This window comes from Streptomyces sp. CNB091 (assembly GCF_000377965.1).
Genome location: NZ_KB898996.1, coordinates 105,970 through 124,598 on the forward strand (window position 1 = coordinate 105,970; position 18,629 = coordinate 124,598).

Consider the following 18,629-nt stretch of genomic DNA (forward strand, 5'->3'; position numbering starts at 1 on the left):
GTTAGCGTGAGCCCCATGCGCGCACCCATCGGCACCTTCGAGGACGCCGCTCCCGCCGCGGAACGGCTCAACCTGCTCCCCGCCCCCGTCGTCACGGCCCTGACCGCCGGCTGGGGCGAGTTCACCGCCGAGCAGGTCGTCCACGTCGACAGCGACCCGGCCGTCGCGGACACCGCGGTCTTCGCCGAGCACTACGGCGTGGAACTGCTGGACACCTCGGCCAACTGCGTCGTCGTGGCGGGCAAGCGCGGCCAGGACGTCACCCTCGCCGCCTGCGTGGTGCTCTCCCGCACCCGGGTCGACGTCAACGGGGCGGTCCGCAGACACCTCGGCGCCCGCAAGGCCTCGTTCGCGTCGATGGACACGGCGGTCGGCGAGAGCGGCATGGAGTACGGCGGCATCACTCCGATCGGCCTGCCCGCCGCCTGGCCCCTCCTGCTGGACCCCGCCGTGGTGGACGAGGAGTGGGTCCTGATCGGCAGCGGCAGCCGACGCGGCAAGCTCATCGTCCCCGGCAAGGCGCTCGCCGCCCTCCCGGGCGCCGTCCTCGTCGAGGGCCTCGGCGTCTGAACGCGGGAGCGCCGGGACCCGGGTCACAAGAGCGGCGGGTCGACGCAGTCGCCCCCTCTCAGCCGCCGGTCCGGCGGTGCTCCGTGAGCCAGTCCGTGGCGAAGTCGACGGCGGGGCGCAGCCGGACGAGCCTGCAGTCGGCAGCGCCCACGCGTCCCGTGCGTACGGCGCCGTCCGCCGCGACCTCCTCGAACGCCGCGCCCAGGGAGGCGAAGTCCCCGTCGTCCAGGGCGACGTCCTCGTACTCCCACCACCGGCGCACCCCCCGCGACGCCACCACGCAGCGGTAGCTCCGGCGCGGTGGACCGGGCATCCGGTACTCGCCCAGGTGGAACGCCGTACACGTGGCGTAGCCGGTGCCGAGCAGCAGAATCCGGGCATCCGCCTCGTACAGCCGCGCCAGCGGCGAGTCCTCCCCGAGATGGCAGTCGGCCCGGTGCCCGGCGAGCAGCCGGGCCGCTCGCGGACCGAGCGCCGCGAACGAGGTCTGCGGATGCGCGCTGCGCCAGGCCCCCGCGGCCGTCCGCACGGTCTCGGCCAGCGCACCCATCGACGGCGCGGGGGTCAGCGCCGGGTCGTACGGCTCCATCGAGGCCCGCACGGCGTCGACGGCCCCCGCGTCCAGGCCCCGTACCCGCTCGCGGTAGTGCGGGGAGGTGTCGGAGTTCTCCGGGGTGAAGGCGGGGACCACCAGGGTCCCCGCCGGCCCCACGGCCCGGCGGAGCGCGCCCAGCACGCCCCGCGCACCGTCCGTCACCGGTCCCAGCGAGCGCAGCGAGGCGTGCACCAGGAGCACATCGCCGGGCCGTACGCCCAGCGAGGTCAGAGCGGCTGTCGTCCGGGCCCTGTCGAGCAGGTCTGCGTCGAGTACGTCGTCCACGGCGGAGATTCTTCCCGTCCCGGAAGGTCTCCCACACCCCGGCCGCTCAGGCGGGCCGTTCCAGCCGCGGGATCTCGATCGCCGGGCACCGGTCCATGACCATGTCCAGCCCCGCCGCGCGCGTCCGCCCGAAGGCCTCCGGGTCCACGACGCCGAGCTGGAACCACACCGCCTTCGCGCCCACCGCCGCCGCCTCGTCCGCGACCCCGCCCGCCAGCTCGCTGTTGACGAACACGTCCACCACGTCGACCGGGAAGGGGATGTCCGCGAGCGAGGCGTACCCCTGCTCCCCGTGTACCGTCTCGGCCTTCGGATGCACGGGCACCACCCGCTTGCCGAACCGCTGAAGGACCTCCGCCACACCGAAGGCCGCCCGGGAACGGTTGCCGGACAGGCCCACCACCGCCCAGGTGTCGCCCGTGTCCTGGAGAATCCGCCTGATCGTCGCGGGGTCCGCGTACGAGTCCGCCGCGCTGCTGCCGTCTGCGTTCATGCCGGGACAACCGACGACCCCCGCCCTCTCATTCCCGCCGGAACCCGTCCTCCCGGCGGCGCATAGGGTGGACGGATGCAGGAGCAGTACCGGACCGTCGCCCGCGCGGGTGTGCACGGATGCGAGATCAACCGATCCCGTTTCCTCTGCTCCCTCGCCCCCGCCGCCACCGAACAGGAAGCGCAGGACTTCCTCGCCCGCGTCCGCAAGGAGCACCCGACCGCCTCCCACAACTGCTTCGCGTACGTGATCGGCGCCGACGCCTCCGTACAGAAGGCGAGCGACGACGGCGAACCCGGCGGGACCGCGGGTGCCCCGATGCTCCAGATGCTCATGCGGCGGGAGGTGCGGTACGCCGTGGCGGTCGTCACCCGCTACTACGGCGGGGTCAAACTCGGCGCGGGCGGGCTGATCCGCGCGTACGGGGGAGTGGTCGGCGAAGCCCTGGACGCGCTCGGCACCATCACCCGGCAGCGCTTCCGGCTCGCCACGATCCGGGTCGACCACCAACGGGCCGGAAAGCTGGAGAACGATCTGCGGGCCACCGGGCGGGACGTCCGCGAGGTGCGGTACGCCGAGGCCGTCACCATCGACATCGGGCTGCCGGACGGCGACGTCGAGGCGTTCACCGCCTGGCTCGCCGACGCGACCGCGGGGACCGCCGTGCTGGAGCTGGGCGGCGAGGCGTACGGCGACGTGTGACGGCGACGTGTGACGGCGACGTGGGACGACGGCCCGTGATGGCGCCGACGTGCGAACACGCGCGATGAGGGCAATCCCACGGACACCGAAATCATGATCGATGCGGGTTCGGCGGCCCGGCGGCGATAGCGTGGTCCGTGCCGAGCGGGATCACGGGCCGCCGGTGCGCGGCCCACGGGGTGGAGGACGACGACGATGCAGGCCACAACCGGCGCGATGACGATGCGGCCCGCCACGGGCGGGACGCCCGGGCAGGCCGCGACCGGTGGAACGGCGATGCGGGCCGCGACCGGTGGAACGGCGGCGCTGACCGGATCCGCCGGAGCGACGGCGTGAGGATCCTGCACACCTCGGACTGGCACCTGGGCCGGTCCTTCCACCGCGTCTCCCTCCTTGACGCCCAGGCCGCATACCTCGACCATCTCGTGGCGACCGTCCGGGAACGCGAGGTGGACGTCGTCCTCGTCGCGGGCGACGTCTACGACCGGGCCGTGCCGCCGCTCACCGCCGTCGAGCTGTTCGACCGCGCGCTGCACCGGCTCGCCGCCGCCGGCGTCCCCACCGTCATGATCTCCGGCAACCACGACTCGGCCCGCCGGCTCGGCGTCGGCGCCGGGCTCTTCGAGCGGGCCGGGATCCACCTGCGGACCGACCCGGAGCACTGCGCCACCCCCGTCGTGCTCGCCGACGACCACGGCGACGTGGCGTTCTACGGGCTGCCCTACCTGGAACCGGCCCTGGTCAAGGATGTCCTCCGGGCCGACAGGGCCGGTCACGAGGCGGTCCTCACCGCCGCGATGGACCGGGTCCGCGCCGACCTCGCCACCCGCCCGAAGGGCACCCGCTCCGTCGTCCTCGCGCACGCCTTCGTGGCGGGCGGGGAGCCCAGCGACAGCGAACGCGACATCACCGTCGGCGGGGTCGCGGCGGTCCCGGCCGGGGTCTTCGACGGCGTCGGCTACGTGGCCCTCGGCCATCTCCACGGCTCCCAGCGGGTCACGAGCCGCGTCCGCTACTCCGGCTCCCCGCTCGCCTACTCCTTCTCCGAGGCCGACCACCGCAAGACCATGTGGCTCATCGACCTCGACGGCGGCGGGGAGATCGCGGCCGAGGAACGGATCGACTGCCCCGTGGAGCGGCCCCTGGCCCGGCTCCGCGGCCGGCTCGACACCCTCCTGGAGGACCCCGCCCTGGACCGCCACGAGCACGCCTGGGTCGAGGCCACCCTCACCGATCCGGTGCGCCCCGCCGAACCCATGGCCCGCCTGGCCCGGCGCTTCCCCCACACTCTCAGCCTGGTCTTCGACCCCGAGCGGCCGCCGGACGACCCGGGGGCGTCCTACGCCCAGCGCCTCCAGGGCCGCGACGACCACCAGATCGCCGAGGACTTCGTCGCCCACGTCCGCGGCGGCAGCGGCCCCAGCGACCTCGAACGCACCGTGCTGCGCGCCGCGTTCGACGACGTACGGGTCGACGAGACCGTGCGCGAGGTGTCCCGGTGAGACTGCACCGCCTGAGCATCACCGCCTTCGGCCCGTTCGGCGCCACCCAGGAAGTCGACTTCGACGCCCTCTCCTCCGCCGGGCTCTTCCTGCTGCACGGACCCACCGGCGCCGGCAAGACCTCCGTCCTGGACGCCGTCTGCTTCGCCCTGTACGGGGCCGTCCCCGGCGCCCGGCAGAGCCCCGGCGCCTCCCTGCGCAGCGACCACGCCCCGGCGGACCTGCCCACCGAGGTCCAGCTGGAACTGACCGTCGGCGGCCGACGCCTCGAAGTCACCCGCAGCCCCGCCCAGCCCCGCCCCAAGAAGCGCGGCGACGGCTTCACCCAGGAGAAGGCCCAGAGCCGGCTGCGCGGTTACGACCCCGAGCGCGGCTGGCAGGCGCTCAGCAAGTCGCACCAGGAGATCGGCGAGGAGCTGACCCAGCTCATCGGCATGAGCCGGGACCAGTTCTGCCAGGTGGTCCTGTTGCCGCAGGGCGACTTCGCCCGCTTCCTGCGCTCGGACGCCGAGGCCCGCGGCAAGCTCCTCGGCCGGCTCTTCGACACCCGCCGCTTCGCCGCCGTCGAGGAACGCCTCGCCGAACTGCGCCGAGGCGCCGAGGCCAGGGTCACCGCCGCCGACGAGCGGATCCTCGCCCTCGCCCAGCGCATCGCCCAGGCGGCCGGGCCCGTCGGGGCCGAGGCCACGCCGATCACCGCCCGGCCCGGCGAACCCGGTCTCGCCGAAGCCGTGCTGGAGTGGGCCGCCATCGCCCGGTCCACGGCCCGCGAACGGCTCGGCATCGCCCACTGCGTCCTGACCGGGGCCGAGGGCCGGCAGCGCGCCGCACGCCACGCCCTGGACACCGAACGCGAACGCGCCCGCCTTCAGCAGCGGTACGAGGAGACCGTGCGGCGCGCCGCGGCCCTGGAGGAGCGGCGGCCCGAACACGACCGCTGCCAGGAGGAGTTGGAGCGCGCCCGCAAGGCCGACCGGGTCGCCCCGGCGCTGGAGCTGCGCGAGGAGGCGGAGCGGGCGTACCTGGCCGCGCGTGCAGGTCTCGACCGGGCCCGGTCGCTGCTGACTCCGGAGCTCTCCGACGCGGGCGCCGACCAACTGGCCGAGTTGGAAAAGAAGTTCCAGCAGGAGCTGTACGCACTCGACGCGGCGCGACAGGCCGAGGAGCGCAGTGCGCGGCTCGACAGGGAGCGCGTCCGGCTGAACCGGGAGGCCCAGGCGGACGAGGAGCTGATCCGCGAGGCGGACGCGTGGCTTGCCGACTGGGACATCACCCGTGCGGCCCTCCAGGGACGCATCGACGCCTCGCAGGAGGCCGCCACCCGCGCCGAGCAGCTCGCCGGACTCCTCGCCCCCGCCCGCCGCCGCCTGGACGCGGCGGGCCGCCGTGACGCGCTCGCCACCGACGTACAGCAGGCCGAGGAGCGGCTCGCCGCCGCACGCGAACAGGAGCTGGACGCCCGCGAATCCTGGCTCGACCTGCGCGAACGCCGACTGCGGGGCATCGCGGCCGAGCTGGCCGCGGGCCTCGTCGCGGGCGAGCCCTGCGCGGTCTGCGGGTCGGCCGAACACCCCGCCCCCGCCAGCCCGGGCGACGGCCATGTCGACCGGGCGACGGAGGAGGGGGCCCTGGCCGCCCAGCGGTCCGCCGAGGAGACCCGCGCCCGTGCGCAACAGCAGCTCGGACTCGTACGCGAACGGCACGCGGCGGCGGAGAGAGAGGCTCGGGGGGACGCTGCCTCCGCATCCTCCACCGCGGCCGAACTCGCCGCGCTGGTAGACCGGTTGGCCGACGAACACGCCGAGGCCCACCGGCTCGCCGCCGCGACGAACCCGGCGCGTGAAGCCCTCGCCACTGCCGAGCGCGAGCACACCGAGCGGCTGGAACAGCGGCAGGAAGCGCACAGCCGGATCTCCGCTCGCACCGCCGCGCGCGAGGCCCTCGACGCCGACCAGGCCCGACTGGAGGCGCAGATCGCCGCCGCCCGGGGTGAGTCGCCGTCCGTCGCGGCGCACGCGGAGCGGTTGACCCGCCGCGTGGCACGCCTCGCCGACGCGGCCGAGGCCGTACGCGCCGAACAGGAGACGGCCCGGCGGCGCAAGGAGGCCGACGGCCGACTCTCCGACGCGGCGTTCCGGGCCGGCTTCGACACCCCGGAGGCCGCCGCCGCGACCCTCCTCGACGCCGCCGCCCAACGCGACCTCCAGCACCGCGTCGACGCCTGGCAGGCCGAGGCCGCCGCCGTCGCCGACCGGCGCGCCGAACGCGACGCCCGCGAGGCCGCCGAGCAGCCGCCCGCTCGACCGTCGGCAGCTCAGGGCGAGTTCGAGACGGCGGAATGGCTGTTGCGCGAGGCGTCCTCCGCGCTCGCCGCCGCCGACGAGCGCTGCGCGGAGCTGGCCCGGCTCTCCGGTGAGGCCGCCGACGAGGTGCGGCGGCTGGGCCCGGTGCGCCAGGAGTACGAGCGGATCGCCCGGCTCGCGGGTCTGGCGGCGGGCACCTCCGCCGACAACGAGCGCAAGATGCGGCTGGAGGCGTACGTCCTGGCCGCCCGCCTCGAACAAGTGGCGGCCGCCGCCACCGCACGGCTGCGGCGGATGTCCTCCGGCCGCTACACCCTGGTCCACTCCGACGCCCGCACCGGCGGACGCCGAGCAGGGCTCGGGCTGCACGTGGTCGACGCCTGGACCGGCAGCGAACGGGACACCGCGACGCTCTCCGGCGGGGAGACGTTCTTCGCCTCGCTGGCGCTCGCGCTGGGCCTCGCCGACGTCGTGACCGAGGAGGCCGGTGGCGTACGCCTGGACACCCTCTTCATCGACGAGGGGTTCGGCAGCCTCGACGACCAGACCCTGGACGAGGTGCTCGACGTACTGGACTCCCTGCGGGAGCGGGACCGCAGCGTCGGCATCGTCAGCCATGTGGCCGACCTGCGCCGCCGGATCCCGGTCCGGCTGGAGGTGGTGAAGGAGCGCCAGGGCTCCTCCGTCCGCCACCGCCTGTGACCGGCCCGGCCCGGCCACGCGTACGCTCGACGCCTGCGGCCGTCCCGGCCGCCCGCCGGGTCAGCGGCCGATCGCCCGGCGGGGCAGCGGCGAGGAGTACACGACGCTGGTGGTGACGGCCCCCAGCGCGCCGATCCGCCCGGCCCCCCGGTCGGGGTCAGCGCGGTTCGGCGCCCGCCAGCGCGGCGAACAGGGCCCCGGCCTCCGCCCCGGCGGGGAGCCCGCTGACCTGACCGTCGCCGACCTCCACCACCCGCCATACGCCGTCCTCGCGCAACGCCAGGTCGGTGGTGATCCAGCGCAGCCCGAGGCGGCCCACGGCCATCCGCGGGAGGGCCGGTTCGGGAACGGACACCGGGCCCGGAGTGTCGGGGTGGGCGGTGATGAGCACCGCCTCCCCGTCCACCCACCACACCCGCGCCTCGCCGCCCGCGACGAAGGGTTCGAAGGACCGCAGCACCAGACCGCCCGAGAGGAAGGGGCCCTGAAGCTCGACGAACCGGCCGACCACGGAGGCCAGTTGCTCCGCGTCCGCCAGCTCCGGTACGTAACACGCCTCGTACCACTCGTGCTTGCGGGACTTGACGAAGTCCTTCACGATGCCTGGTCCCGGCCCCAGGGGCGCCGCGAGCCCGGCCAGTTCGTCGGCAGGTGGCGGCGGCGCTCCCGGAGCCGTGGCGCACCAGACGCTGCGCGGCGTGAGTCCGGAGAACTCCTCGTACCAGCCGGGGAGTTCATGTGCCCTCCGGTAGCCGGCGGCGCCGGTGAGCAGGGCGCAGCCCCGGGCGCCGAGCGCGGCCTCCAGCTCCGCGTACCGGTCGGAGGGGACCATCCAGCCCCGGTACCAGTACGGTCCGGAGTCCCGCGCGACCCGGGCCACCGCCCCGGCCGCGTCCCCCGCGAGCAGCGCGTCATGATCGAGCAGCGCGATCCGCCCGTCGGCAGCACGCGCCGCCGCGAGCTCGGCGGCGAACTGCGGATCGGGCCGGGAGAGCCGCAACGGGTCGGCGCAGAAAAGGAATCCGTTCCGCTCGCTCGTGCCGTTCATGACGCGCTGCCCTCGTTCCTCGATCAGATGTCCTGGATCAGGTGCCCTCGATCAGGGGTCCTCGATCAGGCGCCTTCGATCAGAGCCGCGACAGCTCGTCCACCAGATCGTCCAGGCCCAGCGACCCCTGCGAGAGCGCCGCCATGTGCCAGGCCTTGAGGTCGAAGCCGTCTCCGTGCGCGGCGCGCGCGTTCTCCCGGCCGAGCAGCCAGGCGCGCTCCCCGAGCTTGTAGCCGATGGCCTGGCCCGGCATCGACAGATAGCGGGTCAGCTCGCTCTCCACGAAGTCGGCGGGACGGCCGCTGTGGTTGCCGAAGAACTCCTGGGCCAGACCGGGTGTCCAGCGCTCCCCCGGGTGGAAGGGGGAGTCCGCCGGAATCTCCAGCTCCAGGTGCATGCCGATGTCGACGATCACCCGGCAGGCGCGCATCATCTGCGCGTCCAGATAACCGAGCCGCCGTTCCGCGTCGGGCAGGAAGCCCAGCTCGTCCATCAGCCGCTCCGCGTACAGCGCCCAGCCCTCGGCGTTCGCGCTGACCATGCCGATCGACGCCTGGTAGCGGGAGAGGCTGTCGGCGACGTGCGTCCACTGGGCGATCTGCAGGTGGTGGCCGGGAACGCCCTCGTGGTACCAGGTCGAGACCAGGTCGTACACCGGGAAACGGGTCTCGCCCATGGTGGGCAGCCAGGTGCGCCCCGGGCGGGAGAAGTCCTCGGAGGGGCCGGTGTAGTAGGGTGCGGCGGCCCCGCCGGGCGGCGCGATGCGGGACTCCACCTTCCGGACCCGTTCGGCGAGGTCGAAGTGCGTGCCGTCCAGCGCCTCGATCGCCTCGTCCATCAGACCCTGGAGCCACTCGCGGACCTCGTCCACGCCCTCGATGTGCTTGCCGTGCACGTCGAGGTGGGCGAGCGCCTCCCAGGGGCCGGCGCCGGGCAGGATCTTCCCGGCCTCGGTCCTCATCTCGGCGAGCAGCCGGTGGTACTCCGACCAGCCGTACGCGTACGCCTCGTCGAGATCCAGGTCGGTGCCGTTGTACAGCCGCGACCAGAGGGCGTAGCGCTCCCGGCCCACCGGGTCCGGGGCTCCCTCGATGCCCGGGGCGTACACGTCGCGAACCCAGTCACGCAGGGAGAGGACCGAGGCGGTCGCCAGCCGTGCGGCCTCGTCCAGCTCCGCCCGCAGCGACGCGGGGCCGGGGGCGACGAACTCCGCGAAGAACGCCGTGCCCTCGCCCTCCCCGCCCCACTCCGTGAGCTGACCGACGAACGTGGCGGTCGCGCGGGGGCCGCCGTACAGCTTGCGTTCCAGGCCGAGTGCGAGCGAGGCGCGGTACCCCTCGTGCGCGGCGGGCACCGCGCGCAGTCGATCCACGACCGCCGCCCAGTCCTCGTCCGTCGCGGTCGGCGTGAGGGTGAAGACCTCGGTGATGCTGTGGGCCGGCGACTGGAGGTTGGAGACCGTCCGCAGTCCCTCCTCGGCCTCGTGCACGGCGAGTTCAGCCGTCAGGCGTTCCCGCAGGAGGCGTCCGCAGCGTCGTTCGGACGCGCTGTCGGCACCGGGACGCAGCTCGGCGGCGTCCAGCTCCCGCAGCGTCGCGCGGATGAGGTCGGCGACCGCGGCCTGACCCGCGGGTGAGAAGTCGGGCAGCCGACGCGAGCTCTCGGACACACCCAGATAGGTGCCCGTGATGGGGTCGAGTTCGATGATGGCGTCGACGTAGGTGTCGGCGACCTGACGGGGCAGCGCGCTGCTCGAAGTGTCTGACATGCGGACATCCTCGTACGGGGGTGGCCCCCTCGTCACCATCGGGGCCCCGGGGCGTCCGAAAGACGATCACTTCCCGCGCTTCCGGGGCTTCCGATGGGCGTCGCCGGCGCGTCCCGGGCATGTCTCCGGCACTCAGCTCCCCGCCGGAGGCAGCAGTGGCCCGCAGTCCCACTGCTGGAAGATCAGCCGGGTGTCCACCCGGGCCACCTCCCGCCGCGAGGTGAACTCGTCCAGCACCAGCCGCTGCAGATCAGCCGCGTCGGCCACCGCGACCTGCACCAGATAGTCGTCGGGGCCGGTGAGGTGGAAGAGCGCACGCGACTCCGGCAGGGACCTGACGCGGTCGACGAACGGCCCGATGAGCTCCCGGCGGTGCGGCCGGACCTGCACCAGGAGCAGCGCCTGGAGACCCCGGCCGAGCTTCGCCGGATCGAGGCGCAACTGGTCCCCGAGGATCACCCCGGAGCGGCGCAGCCGGGCCACCCGGTCGAGGCAGGTCGAAGCAGCCACGCCGACCTCGGCCGCGAGCTCCCGGTACGTGGTCCGCGCATCGTTCTGCAGCAACCGCAGAATCTGCAGATCCACCGGATCGAGAGCGACGGAATCGGACATGTGGCGAACGTAGCACGGGGCTTTCCCACTACGAACCGGTAACTGTTCAGAGTGACGGCATGGACAACGAAGTCTCGATGACGCCCCCTGCCCCCACCCCGTCCAGGGCTCTCGCCACCGAAGCCGTGCACGCCGGACGCGACGACCTCGCCTCCCTCGGTCTGCACGCCCCGCCGATCGACCTGTCCACCACCTACCCCTCCTACGACTCGCGCGGCGAGGCGATGCGGATCGACGCCTTCGCCGCCACCGGGGCCCGACCCGACGGCCCGCCCGTCTACGCCAGGCTGGACAACCCCACCACGGGCCGCTTCGAGACGGCGCTCGCCCGGCTGGAGGGCGCCGAGAGCGCGGTCGCCTTCGCCAGCGGGATGGCGGCCCTGACCGCGGTCCTGCTCGCCCGCGCGAGCCAGGGACTGCGCCATGTCGTCGCGGTCCGTCCGCTCTACGGCTGTAGCGACCATCTGCTCGGAGCAGGGCTGCTGGGCACCGAGGTGACCTGGACCGACCCGGCGGGCATCGCCGACGCCATCCGCCCGGACACCGGGCTCGTGATGGTCGAGACGCCGGCCAACCCGACGCTGGCCGAGATCGACATCCGGGCCGTCGCCCACGCCTGTGGAACCGTCCCGCTGCTGGTCGACAACACCTTCGCCACCCCCGTCCTGCAACGTCCCGTCGAACACGGCGCGCGGATCGTCCTGCACAGCGCCACCAAGTACCTCGGCGGCCACGGCGATGTCATGGGCGGTGTCGTCGCCTGCGACGAGGAGTTCGCCGCCACGCTGCGCCAGGTGCGGTTCGCCACCGGCGGAGTGCTGCACCCGCTGGCCGGCTACCTCCTGCTGCGCGGTCTGTCCACGCTTCCGGTGCGCGTACGGGCGGCCTCGACGAGCGCGGCCGAACTCGTCCGCAGGCTCACCGCCGACCCGCGCATCGCCCGGGTGCACTACCCGCGGATCGGCGGCGCGATGGTCTCCTTCGAGGTGTACGGGGACCCGCACCGGGTGATCTCCGGGGTGCGGCTCATCACGCCCGCCGTCAGCCTCGGCAGCGTGGACTCGCTGATCCAGCACCCGGCCTCCATCAGCCACCGCATCGTGGAGGAGGGAGACCGGCGGGCGTCCGGCGTCGGCGACCGGCTGCTGCGGATGTCGGTCGGCCTGGAGGACGTCGAGGACCTGTGGGCCGACCTGTGCCAGGCGCTCAGCGACGGGCCCCCTCCGGCGGCGCGGCGGGAAGGACGGACCCTCCAGTCGTCAGCCGGTCGGTCGTCAGCCGGGCGGTGATGACGAGCGTGCCCTCCTCGATCTGGTAGTCGAGGGGCAGCTCCAGCGCGCGCATCGCCGCCACCATGCCGGTGTTGTGGGACTGCGTGACGGCGTACACGCTGTCGCAGCCCGCCTCCACGGCGAGGGCCACCAGGCGGCCGAGCAACTCGGAGCCGATGCCCCGGCGCTGCCAGCCGTCCTCGACGAGGAGGGCGACCTCGGTCTCGTCGCCGTCCCAGAGGAGGTGGCCCAGCGCCACCAGCTTGCCCGATGCCGTCTGCACCGCCAGGGTGCGGCCGAAGCGGGGGGACAGCAGGTGGTCGAGATAGCGGTCCGCGTCCGCGACCGGACCGTGGTAGCGCAGGCCAAGGGTGCGCTGCGAGCAGCGGTCGTGCATGGCGCGGGCCGCGGCGAGATCGCCGTGGCCCGCGCGGCGCACGGTGATCTCGTTGCCCTCGGGCAGCGTGAGGACGTCCTCACTGCGCGGCACCCGCGGGCCGAGCCGGGCGTCGAGCTCGACCAGGGCACGCGCCCGCGCGAACTCGGTGGGTGTGAACGGCGGATAGGGCCGCTCGACGGAGATCATCCCGCCGGACGGGTCCCGCAGCCGCATCACCGTCTCCTCCAGCACGCCCTCGACCGGGGAGCTCTCCTCGGCCGGGCGGCCGGTGACGGAGAGAGCGGGCAGCGAGTGGATGGTGCACCGGCCGAGCAACTGGCGCAGAGCGAGCGGCAGCTCGGCCGCGTCGAGCGCCGTCCGGGTGGCCAGCGACAGCACCCGGGCCGGGATGTCGACCAGGTCGTGGGCGTCCGCCCGCTCGACCCACGTGGACGTGCCGCCGGCGGCCGCGATCTCCCGGGACAGCTCCTGCGCCTGGAGCGAGGCCGGGGCCCGCAGCAGGAACTCGTCGACGGTCCCCCGCGCCAGCGGGTGGGTCCCCAGGGTGAGGATGTCCACCCGCAGCCCCGCGAGGGCCACGCACAGCGCGGCCAGACTCCCCGGGGCGTCGCGCACCGTCGTCCGCATCCGCCACAGGGCGGCCTCCTCGGCACCGGTGATCCCGTCCGTACCGCTGCCTCCGGCCCCGCCCGCCGCCCCGTCCCGTGCCCCGTCCCCTGCCCCGTGCACCGCCACGTTCGCTCCGCCCGGCGCGGAGCCCCCCTCGCCGGACGGGGGAGCGTGGCTGTGCCTCCGCGCCCACCAGGTGTGGAACGCCGCCGTGGCCACCAGCGCCACCGCCGACGCGACGAGCAGGTAGGGCCCGTCCGGCTGGTGTCCGATGAGGTTGGCGATGGCGTCCGCCACGGCCACGGCGGTGAACAGGGCGGCCAGTTCGATCAGGTCTCGCCGCCAGTGGTGCGGACGGCGGGCGCTCTTCGCGGAGGTCACATCAGTCATATCCTCACTGTGAACGAACGGTGTTGCCTGATCACGAACGCCTTGTGACTGATGGGTTACGTGTTGATCTGGTCGCCTATCGTCGTTTTCGGTCAGATTCCGTGGCCCTCCGCCGATGTCCGGTCCTCGGGGTGCCGTGCGCCGAGCCCGTAGGCCGGCGCGAGATGTGTCGCACGCCCACCTCGCCCGCACTCTCCGCCAGGGCCGGCCGGAACCCGGCGGCTCCCCGCTGCCCCTGGCCGGCGGCGAACAGGCAGGGCCCACCACTGACATTGATGCTGGTAATCAGGGCCCGGTGGTCGTGGCTCGACCACTGACTGACGCCCTGCTGGGCTGTCCTCGTGTTGTTCTGTCCAACGGGCCTCGCCCCAGCTCCGGTTCACTGCCCGACGCGGCCCGGCCGGAGCACCTTGGTGAACAGCACCGCTCCGCCCTCGGCCCGCAGCCGCACCGTCAGCTCCGCGCTGTCGCCGTCGATCTCCACCTCGCCGAAATACTGCGGGGACTCCATCGGCGAGACATTGGCCCGGTCGGGAGCCCGCACGAAGACCCGGTCCGGGCCGAAGGTGCCGTCCAGCGTGTTGGCCGGGAAACCGCCCGCCGCCAGTGGCCCCGACACGAACTCCCAGAACGGCGCGAAGTCCTTGAACGCCGCCCGCTCCGGCGCGTAGCGCTGGGCCGAGGTGTAGTGGACATCGGCCGTCAGCCACACGGTGCCGGTGATCCGGCGGTGCTTGATGAACCGGAGCAGTTCGGCGATCTGGAGTTCCCGTCCGAGCGGGGCCCCGGGATCGCCCTGCGCCACCGCTTCGAAGTCCGTCGCGCCGTCCGGGACCACGAGACCGAGCGGCATGTCGGCGGCGATCACCTTCCACTCCGCCCGGGAGGCGGCCAGCGAGCGCTTCAGCCACCCCGCCTGCTCGGCGCCGAGGATGCCCGTCGTGTCGTCGGCCTGCCGGCCCGGGGAGTTGGCGTTGCGGTACGAACGCATGTCGAGCACGAACACGTCGAGCAGCGGCCCGTGGTGCACGACCCGGTACATCCGCGAACGACGCCCGGAGCCGTACGAGGGCGCGAGCGGAACGTACTCGTGGAAGGCGCGCACGGAGCGTGCCGCGAGGATGTCCACGTTCTTCTCGGTGTAACGCGCGTCGTCGAGGATCTGGCCTGGATACCAGTTGTTGCGCACCTCGTGGTCGTCCCACTGCACGACGGAGGGCACCTGCGCGTTGAAGCGGCGGACGTTCCGGTCGAGCAGGTTGTAGCGGAAGTTGCCCCGGTACTCGTCCAGTGTCTCGGCGACCTTCGCCTTCTCCTCGGTCATGACGTTGCGCCAGATCCGGCCGTCCGGCAGCGTCACGCTCGGCTCCAGCGGACCGTCGGCGTAGACGCTGTCGCCGCTGCACAGGAAGAAGTCCGGGTCCAGCCGGCGCATCTCCTCGTACACGCGGTAGCCGCCGATGTCCGGGTTGATGCCCCAGCCCTGCCCCGCGATGTCGCCCGACCAGAGGAACCGCACCCCGGAGCGGCGCCGGGCCGGAGCGGTGCGGAAGGTCCCGTACACGGGCTTGCCGGTACGGCGCGGGTCGGCCGGATCGGCGAGTGTCACCCGGTAGTGCACCTGCTCGCCGGCGGGCAGGCCGTACAGCGGTGTGGTGCCGGTGTAGTCCGTTCCGGGGCCGATGGACGGCCCGCGCCACCTGCGGACCCGCCGGAACGATTCGGTCGCCGAGGTCTCCACCAGCATCCGGGCCGGCCGGTCCGAGCGCACCCACAGGAGCGCCGACGAGGCGGTGACGCTGCCCACCTGCACCCCCCAGGACGCTTCGGGCCGCCCCGACAGGTGCAGCGCGGGCGCCGCCGAAGCGGTCGCGGGGGAGAGGGCGGCCGCCGCCGGGGCGATCAGCGAGCCGCGCAGGACGGCACGGCGGCCGGGCGAGGGAACACGCGGACGGTGCTGACGGTAGGACATCGAAGCGCCTCCAGGGAGGTGGGCGGGCGGTGCGCCGTTCGCGAGAGGACCATGGACCGGCGCCGGTCTCGGCCCATGCCTAGTGCCCCGCGGCGGCGGGAGCCCCAACCGTGGGTGAACGGCGCCCGTCAGCCGAGGACGGACTGGCCGGAACGCCACGCGGCCGCCAGCGCGGCGATCCCGCGGGCGATGTCGCCGGGGGCGAGATGGGCGTAGCCCAGAACCAGGGGCAGGGTCCCGTCCTCGGAGTCGGCCGTTCCGCAGTCGCGCAGCGGCCGCAGCGCGACGCCCGCCCCGGCCGCCCGCTCCAGGAAGACGTCCTCGGGGCCGTACCGCGCGGGCAGTCGGGCGATGATGTGCAGGCCCGCCGCGATGCCGCTGACCGTCGCCCCGGGGAAGTGCTCGTCGAGCGCGGCCACCAGGGCGTCCCGGCGTTCCCGGTAGGCCCGCTGGCAGCGCCGCAACTGCCGGTCGTAGCCGCCGCGCACGATGAAGTCGGCCAGAACGGCCTGGTCGATCACCGGGTTGCCCAGATCCATGGTCCGTTTGCGGGCGACGATCCGCTCGGTGAGCGCGGCGGGGGCGACCAGCCAGCCGAGCCGCAGGCCGGGGGCCAGCGACTTGCTCACGGAACCGGTGTACACCACCCGCTCGGGATCCAGCCCCTGCAAGGCTCCCACCGGCGCCCGGTCGTACCGGAAGTCCCCGTCGTAGTCGTCCTCCATGATCACGGCGTCCGCGTCCCGCGCCCAGTCGAGCAGTTCGCCGCGGCGCTGCGCGGAGTATCCGATTCCGGTGGGGAACTGGTGCGCCGGCGTGGTCACGACGGCGCGCACCCCGGAGCGCTTCAGGGGCGCGAGGGCGAGTCCTTCGTCGTCGAGGGGCAGGGGGACCGTGCCCAGACCGGTCGCCGCGAACAGGGAGGCGTGTTCCGGGCTGCCCGGATCCTCCACGCCGACCGAGGTCACGCCCTCGTCCCGGAGGACGAAGCCGAGCAGGGTCGTCGCCTGGGCCACCCCTGAGCAGACCACCAGCCGCTCCGGATCGGCCACCACGCCCCGGCGCCGGGCGAGCAGCCCGGCCAGGGCCTCCCGCAGTTCCGGCAGCCCGCGCGGATCGGGGTAGCCCAGCGCGCCGTGCGGCAGCCGGCCGAACACCGTCCGCTGGGCGGCACTCCACGCACCGCGCGGGAAGAGGGACAGATCGGGGGTGCCCGGCCGGAAGTCCACCAGCGCGCCCGCCGCGCGCGGCGCGCGGTCGCGTATGGGACGCTCCGCCGCGCGTACGCCCTCGCTCACCCAGGTACCCGCGCCCCGCCCGCTGCGCAGATAGCTCTCCGCGGTGAGCTGCTCGTACGCCTCGGTGACCAGCCCGCGCGACACCCCCAGATCGGCGGCGAGCTCGCGGCTGGAGGGCAGTCTCGTGCCGGCCGCCAGGCGGCCGGAGCGGACCGCTTCCCGCAGCGCGGACCGGAGTGCGCGCCCTCGTCCGCGCGCCGGCGCGGCGGCGGCGGGCAGCAGCAACTCCCACGCCGGGGAGCGGGGTTCCGCCGACGGACGATGCGCATTGGTCCCCGAAGACGTCATGGAAGTGGACCTTAAACCGGTCCGCCGCCGACCCTAGCGTCGACCCCATGAACGCAACCTCTCTGCGCGGGGCCCTCCTCGCGGCCCTCGCGTGTGTGCTGGTGGGGGCATCCTTCACGGCCAACAGCGTGCTCCGCGACTACCCGTTCGCGGGTGGCCAGGCGCTCCGCTACGGTCTCGCCGCGCTCCTGCTCGTCCCGCTGCTGCGGCGCGACCCCGACTCCGCGACGGCCCGGCTCCGGAGTCTCACCCGCCGGCAGTGGGGGCGGATCGCAATGCTCGCCGCCGTGGGCATGGTCGGCTTCAACATGGCGGTCCTGGCGGCCGAACAATCGGCGGAACCAGCCGTTCCGGGTGTTTTCGTGGGCTGTGCGCCGATCGTGGTGGGCGTGCTCGTCCCGCTGCTGGACGGTCGTCGTCCGTCCCGCGTCACGCTGTACGCGGCCGGACTCGTCGCCGTCGGGGCGTTCACCGTTCAGGGCTGGGGGCGCACGGACCTGGCGGGCGTGCTCTTCTCGGTGGGCGCGCTCGCGGGCGAGGTCGGCTTCGCGGTCCTCGCCGTGCCTGTGCTGCGGCCGCTCGGCCCGAAGCTGCTCTCCGCGACGGTCTGCGGTGTCGCGGCCGTCGAGTCGGCGCTGCTCGGTCTGCTGATGGACGGCGGGTCGTTCCTCCGCGTCCCGACGGGCGGCGAGGCGGTGGCCCTGCTGTGGCAGGCCGTCGTCGTCACCGTGATCGGTTTCGTCTGCTGGTACAGCGGGATACAGCGCATCGGAGCCGAACGCGCCACACTCTTCTCGGGCCTGATCCCGGTCTCCGCCGCCTTGACCGCACCTCTCGTCGGTGCCGGGACGTACGGCATCGCGCAGGGCGTGGGGAGTCTCCTGGTCGGCGCCGGTGTGGCGTACGGTTCCGGCGTCTTCGGGCGGCGAGGGGCGGTCGGGGCGCCGCCCCGACCGGCCGGTTCAGCGGCTGGTGTCCAGGATGACGCGGGCCACGAGCGCGGGGTCGTCGCTCATCGGGACGTGCCCGCAGCCGGGCAGCCGTACGAGCCGGGCGTGGGGGATCACCCGCTTGGCGCGGCCCCCCTGCCGACGCGGCAGTATCCGGTCGCGGGTGCCCCAGGCGACGGAGACGGGGACGCCCTTCACGCCGTCGTCGAAGAACAGGCCCCTGCCGGTCTCCAGCGTCCGGTGAAAGCCGGTCGCTCCGCGCAGGGCGAGCGTCTCGGCGACGACGGCCTCCGGTGAACGCCTGCCGGGCCGGGCGTAGATGGTGCTGGTGAGCGCCGCCCGGCCGGCCGCGCTGTGCGACAGGCGCTCGATCAGCCCCACCGGCAGGGCCAGCGCGCTCCGGCGCATGGTCCGCAGGGTGCCGAAGGCGTAGCGCCGTTCCGCCTCGGTCCAGAAGCCCGCCGGGGAGAGCGCGGTCACCGACCGCACCAGCGCGGTGCGCCCCAGTTCCAGCGCGAGCAGGCCGCCCAGCGAGTTCCCGGCCACATGGGGGCGGTCCAGGCCGAGTTCGGCGCAGAAGGCTCCGAGCACCCGGCCGACGGTCGCGAGATCGTAGGGGACGCCGTCCGGCAGCGCGGGCGAGGTGCCGAAGCCGGGCAGGTCCACCGCTATCACCTCGCGCTCGACGGCCAGGATCCGTGTCACCGGGTCCCAGGCCCTCAGATGGTGTCCGATGCCGTGCAGGAGCAGCAACGGTTCGCCCGAGCCGGTCCGTTCGTACGCGACCGAGACCGAGTGGGGGCCGTCGGCCGTTGCGACGGTGAAGGAGACCGTGGTGGTCATGCTGCTGCTCCCTGGAGTGGGTAGACGT

The 18,629-nt window shown here is 73.9% G+C and carries 15 protein-coding genes and 2 pseudogenes; 7 read left to right on the forward strand and 10 right to left on the reverse strand.

Annotated features, from left to right (window positions below; translation table 11 throughout):
- The first annotated feature begins 15 nt into the window (after nucleotides 1-15).
- Nucleotides 16-570: a YbaK/EbsC family protein gene (locus tag D581_RS0114090; protein WP_018957858.1), complete on the forward strand. Its 555-nt coding sequence runs from the start codon at nucleotides 16-18 to the stop codon at nucleotides 568-570.
- 58 nt (nucleotides 571-628) lie between these two features.
- Here D581_RS0114090 and D581_RS0114095 read toward each other — a convergent pair whose 3' ends face one another.
- Complete coding sequence (locus D581_RS0114095) at nucleotides 629-1,450, reverse strand: AAC(3) family N-acetyltransferase (RefSeq protein WP_018957859.1); 822 nt, start codon at nucleotides 1,448-1,450, stop codon at nucleotides 629-631.
- Nucleotides 1,451-1,496: 46 nt separating this feature from the next.
- Nucleotides 1,497-1,943 carry a CoA-binding protein gene (locus D581_RS0114100; RefSeq protein ID WP_018957860.1) on the reverse strand — a complete coding sequence of 149 codons (447 nt, stop codon included), beginning with the start codon at nucleotides 1,941-1,943 and terminating at the stop codon, nucleotides 1,497-1,499.
- A 75-nt stretch (nucleotides 1,944-2,018) separates the two neighbouring features.
- Between D581_RS0114100 and D581_RS0114105 the strand changes: the two genes are divergently transcribed.
- The 4 genes from D581_RS0114105 to D581_RS0114115 all read left to right on the forward strand — a co-directional run bounded on the left by D581_RS0114105 (nucleotide 2,019) and on the right by D581_RS0114115 (nucleotide 7,152).
- Nucleotides 2,019-2,645, forward strand: a complete 627-nt coding sequence (locus D581_RS0114105) for a YigZ family protein (protein WP_018957861.1) — start codon at nucleotides 2,019-2,021, stop codon at nucleotides 2,643-2,645.
- A gap of 195 nt (nucleotides 2,646-2,840) precedes the next feature.
- Complete coding sequence (locus D581_RS1000000141285) at nucleotides 2,841-2,981, forward strand: hypothetical protein (RefSeq protein ID WP_158688603.1); 141 nt, start codon at nucleotides 2,841-2,843, stop codon at nucleotides 2,979-2,981.
- On the forward strand, nucleotides 2,978-4,147 hold the full coding sequence (locus D581_RS0114110) for an exonuclease SbcCD subunit D (RefSeq protein ID WP_026290507.1): 1,170 nt from the start codon (nucleotides 2,978-2,980) through the stop codon (nucleotides 4,145-4,147). The genes D581_RS1000000141285 and D581_RS0114110 overlap by 4 nt, the downstream gene beginning before the upstream one ends.
- Complete coding sequence (locus D581_RS0114115) at nucleotides 4,144-7,152, forward strand: AAA family ATPase (RefSeq protein WP_018957863.1); 3,009 nt, start codon at nucleotides 4,144-4,146, stop codon at nucleotides 7,150-7,152. Before D581_RS0114110 ends, D581_RS0114115 begins: the two co-directional genes overlap by 4 nt.
- Before the next feature lie 60 nt (nucleotides 7,153-7,212).
- On the opposite strand, the pseudogene D581_RS1000000139665 reads toward D581_RS0114115, so the two are convergent.
- The 4 genes and pseudogenes from D581_RS1000000139665 to D581_RS0114130 form a co-directional block, all read right to left on the reverse strand.
- Nucleotides 7,213-7,296, reverse strand: a pseudogene (locus tag D581_RS1000000139665) (Lrp/AsnC family transcriptional regulator); the annotation flags it as partial.
- A gap of 13 nt (nucleotides 7,297-7,309) precedes the next feature.
- Complete coding sequence (locus D581_RS0114120; RefSeq protein WP_018957864.1) at nucleotides 7,310-8,200, reverse strand: ATP-grasp domain-containing protein; 891 nt, start codon at nucleotides 8,198-8,200, stop codon at nucleotides 7,310-7,312.
- A 79-nt stretch (nucleotides 8,201-8,279) separates the two neighbouring features.
- Nucleotides 8,280-9,968: a DUF885 domain-containing protein gene (locus tag D581_RS0114125; protein ID WP_018957865.1), complete on the reverse strand. Its 1,689-nt coding sequence runs from the start codon at nucleotides 9,966-9,968 to the stop codon at nucleotides 8,280-8,282.
- Between the two features lie 132 nt (nucleotides 9,969-10,100).
- A complete protein-coding gene (locus D581_RS0114130; RefSeq protein WP_018957866.1) occupies nucleotides 10,101-10,580 on the reverse strand; it encodes an Lrp/AsnC family transcriptional regulator in 480 nt (159 codons plus the stop codon).
- A 59-nt stretch (nucleotides 10,581-10,639) separates the two neighbouring features.
- Here D581_RS0114130 and D581_RS0114135 point away from each other — a divergent pair, with 59 nt between their 5' ends.
- On the forward strand, nucleotides 10,640-11,869 hold the full coding sequence (locus D581_RS0114135) for a PLP-dependent transferase (RefSeq protein ID WP_018957867.1): 1,230 nt from the start codon (nucleotides 10,640-10,642) through the stop codon (nucleotides 11,867-11,869).
- On the opposite strand, the gene D581_RS0114140 is transcribed toward D581_RS0114135, so the two are convergent.
- From D581_RS0114140 to pdxR, 3 genes are all read right to left on the reverse strand, one after another.
- Entirely contained in the window at nucleotides 11,787-13,241 is a 1,455-nt protein-coding gene (locus D581_RS0114140; RefSeq protein WP_018957868.1) for a GNAT family N-acetyltransferase, read from the reverse strand. The two genes, D581_RS0114135 and D581_RS0114140, sit on opposite strands and share 83 nt — an antisense overlap.
- 388 nt (nucleotides 13,242-13,629) lie before the next feature.
- Nucleotides 13,630-15,222, reverse strand: coding sequence for an alkaline phosphatase D family protein (locus D581_RS0114145; RefSeq protein WP_018957869.1), 1,593 nt, complete (start codon nucleotides 15,220-15,222; stop codon nucleotides 13,630-13,632).
- Between the two features lie 128 nt (nucleotides 15,223-15,350).
- Nucleotides 15,351-16,808: a MocR-like pyridoxine biosynthesis transcription factor PdxR gene (gene pdxR / locus D581_RS0114150; protein ID WP_026290508.1), complete on the reverse strand. Its 1,458-nt coding sequence runs from the start codon at nucleotides 16,806-16,808 to the stop codon at nucleotides 15,351-15,353.
- Nucleotides 16,809-16,855: 47 nt separating this feature from the next.
- Here pdxR and D581_RS1000000139670 point away from each other — a divergent pair.
- Nucleotides 16,856-17,698, forward strand: a pseudogene (locus D581_RS1000000139670) (DMT family transporter); the annotation flags it as partial.
- A gap of 72 nt (nucleotides 17,699-17,770) precedes the next feature.
- On the opposite strand, the gene D581_RS0114160 reads toward D581_RS1000000139670, so the two are convergent.
- A complete protein-coding gene (locus D581_RS0114160) occupies nucleotides 17,771-18,601 on the reverse strand; it encodes an alpha/beta fold hydrolase (RefSeq protein WP_018957872.1) in 831 nt (276 codons plus the stop codon).
- Nucleotides 18,602-18,629 lie beyond the last annotated feature (28 nt).

Excerpts from the sequence above, each read along its gene's own strand:
- D581_RS0114090 (WP_018957858.1), top strand. The coding sequence starts at position 16 with ATGCGCGCACCCATCGGCACCTTCGAGGACGCCGCTCCCGCCGCGGAA.
- D581_RS0114100 (WP_018957860.1), bottom strand. The coding sequence starts at position 1,943 with ATGAACGCAGACGGCAGCAGCGCGGCGGACTCGTACGCGGACCCCGCG.
- D581_RS0114105 (WP_018957861.1), top strand. The coding sequence starts at position 2,019 with ATGCAGGAGCAGTACCGGACCGTCGCCCGCGCGGGTGTGCACGGATGC.
- D581_RS1000000141285 (WP_158688603.1), top strand. The coding sequence starts at position 2,841 with ATGCAGGCCACAACCGGCGCGATGACGATGCGGCCCGCCACGGGCGGG.
- D581_RS0114120 (WP_018957864.1), bottom strand. The coding sequence starts at position 8,200 with ATGAACGGCACGAGCGAGCGGAACGGATTCCTTTTCTGCGCCGACCCG.
- D581_RS0114125 (WP_018957865.1), bottom strand. The coding sequence starts at position 9,968 with ATGTCAGACACTTCGAGCAGCGCGCTGCCCCGTCAGGTCGCCGACACC.
- D581_RS0114130 (WP_018957866.1), bottom strand. The coding sequence starts at position 10,580 with ATGTCCGATTCCGTCGCTCTCGATCCGGTGGATCTGCAGATTCTGCGG.
- D581_RS0114135 (WP_018957867.1), top strand. The coding sequence starts at position 10,640 with ATGGACAACGAAGTCTCGATGACGCCCCCTGCCCCCACCCCGTCCAGG.
- D581_RS0114145 (WP_018957869.1), bottom strand. The coding sequence starts at position 15,222 with ATGTCCTACCGTCAGCACCGTCCGCGTGTTCCCTCGCCCGGCCGCCGT.
- pdxR (WP_026290508.1), bottom strand. The coding sequence starts at position 16,808 with ATGACGTCTTCGGGGACCAATGCGCATCGTCCGTCGGCGGAACCCCGC.
- D581_RS0114160 (WP_018957872.1), bottom strand. The coding sequence starts at position 18,601 with ATGACCACCACGGTCTCCTTCACCGTCGCAACGGCCGACGGCCCCCAC.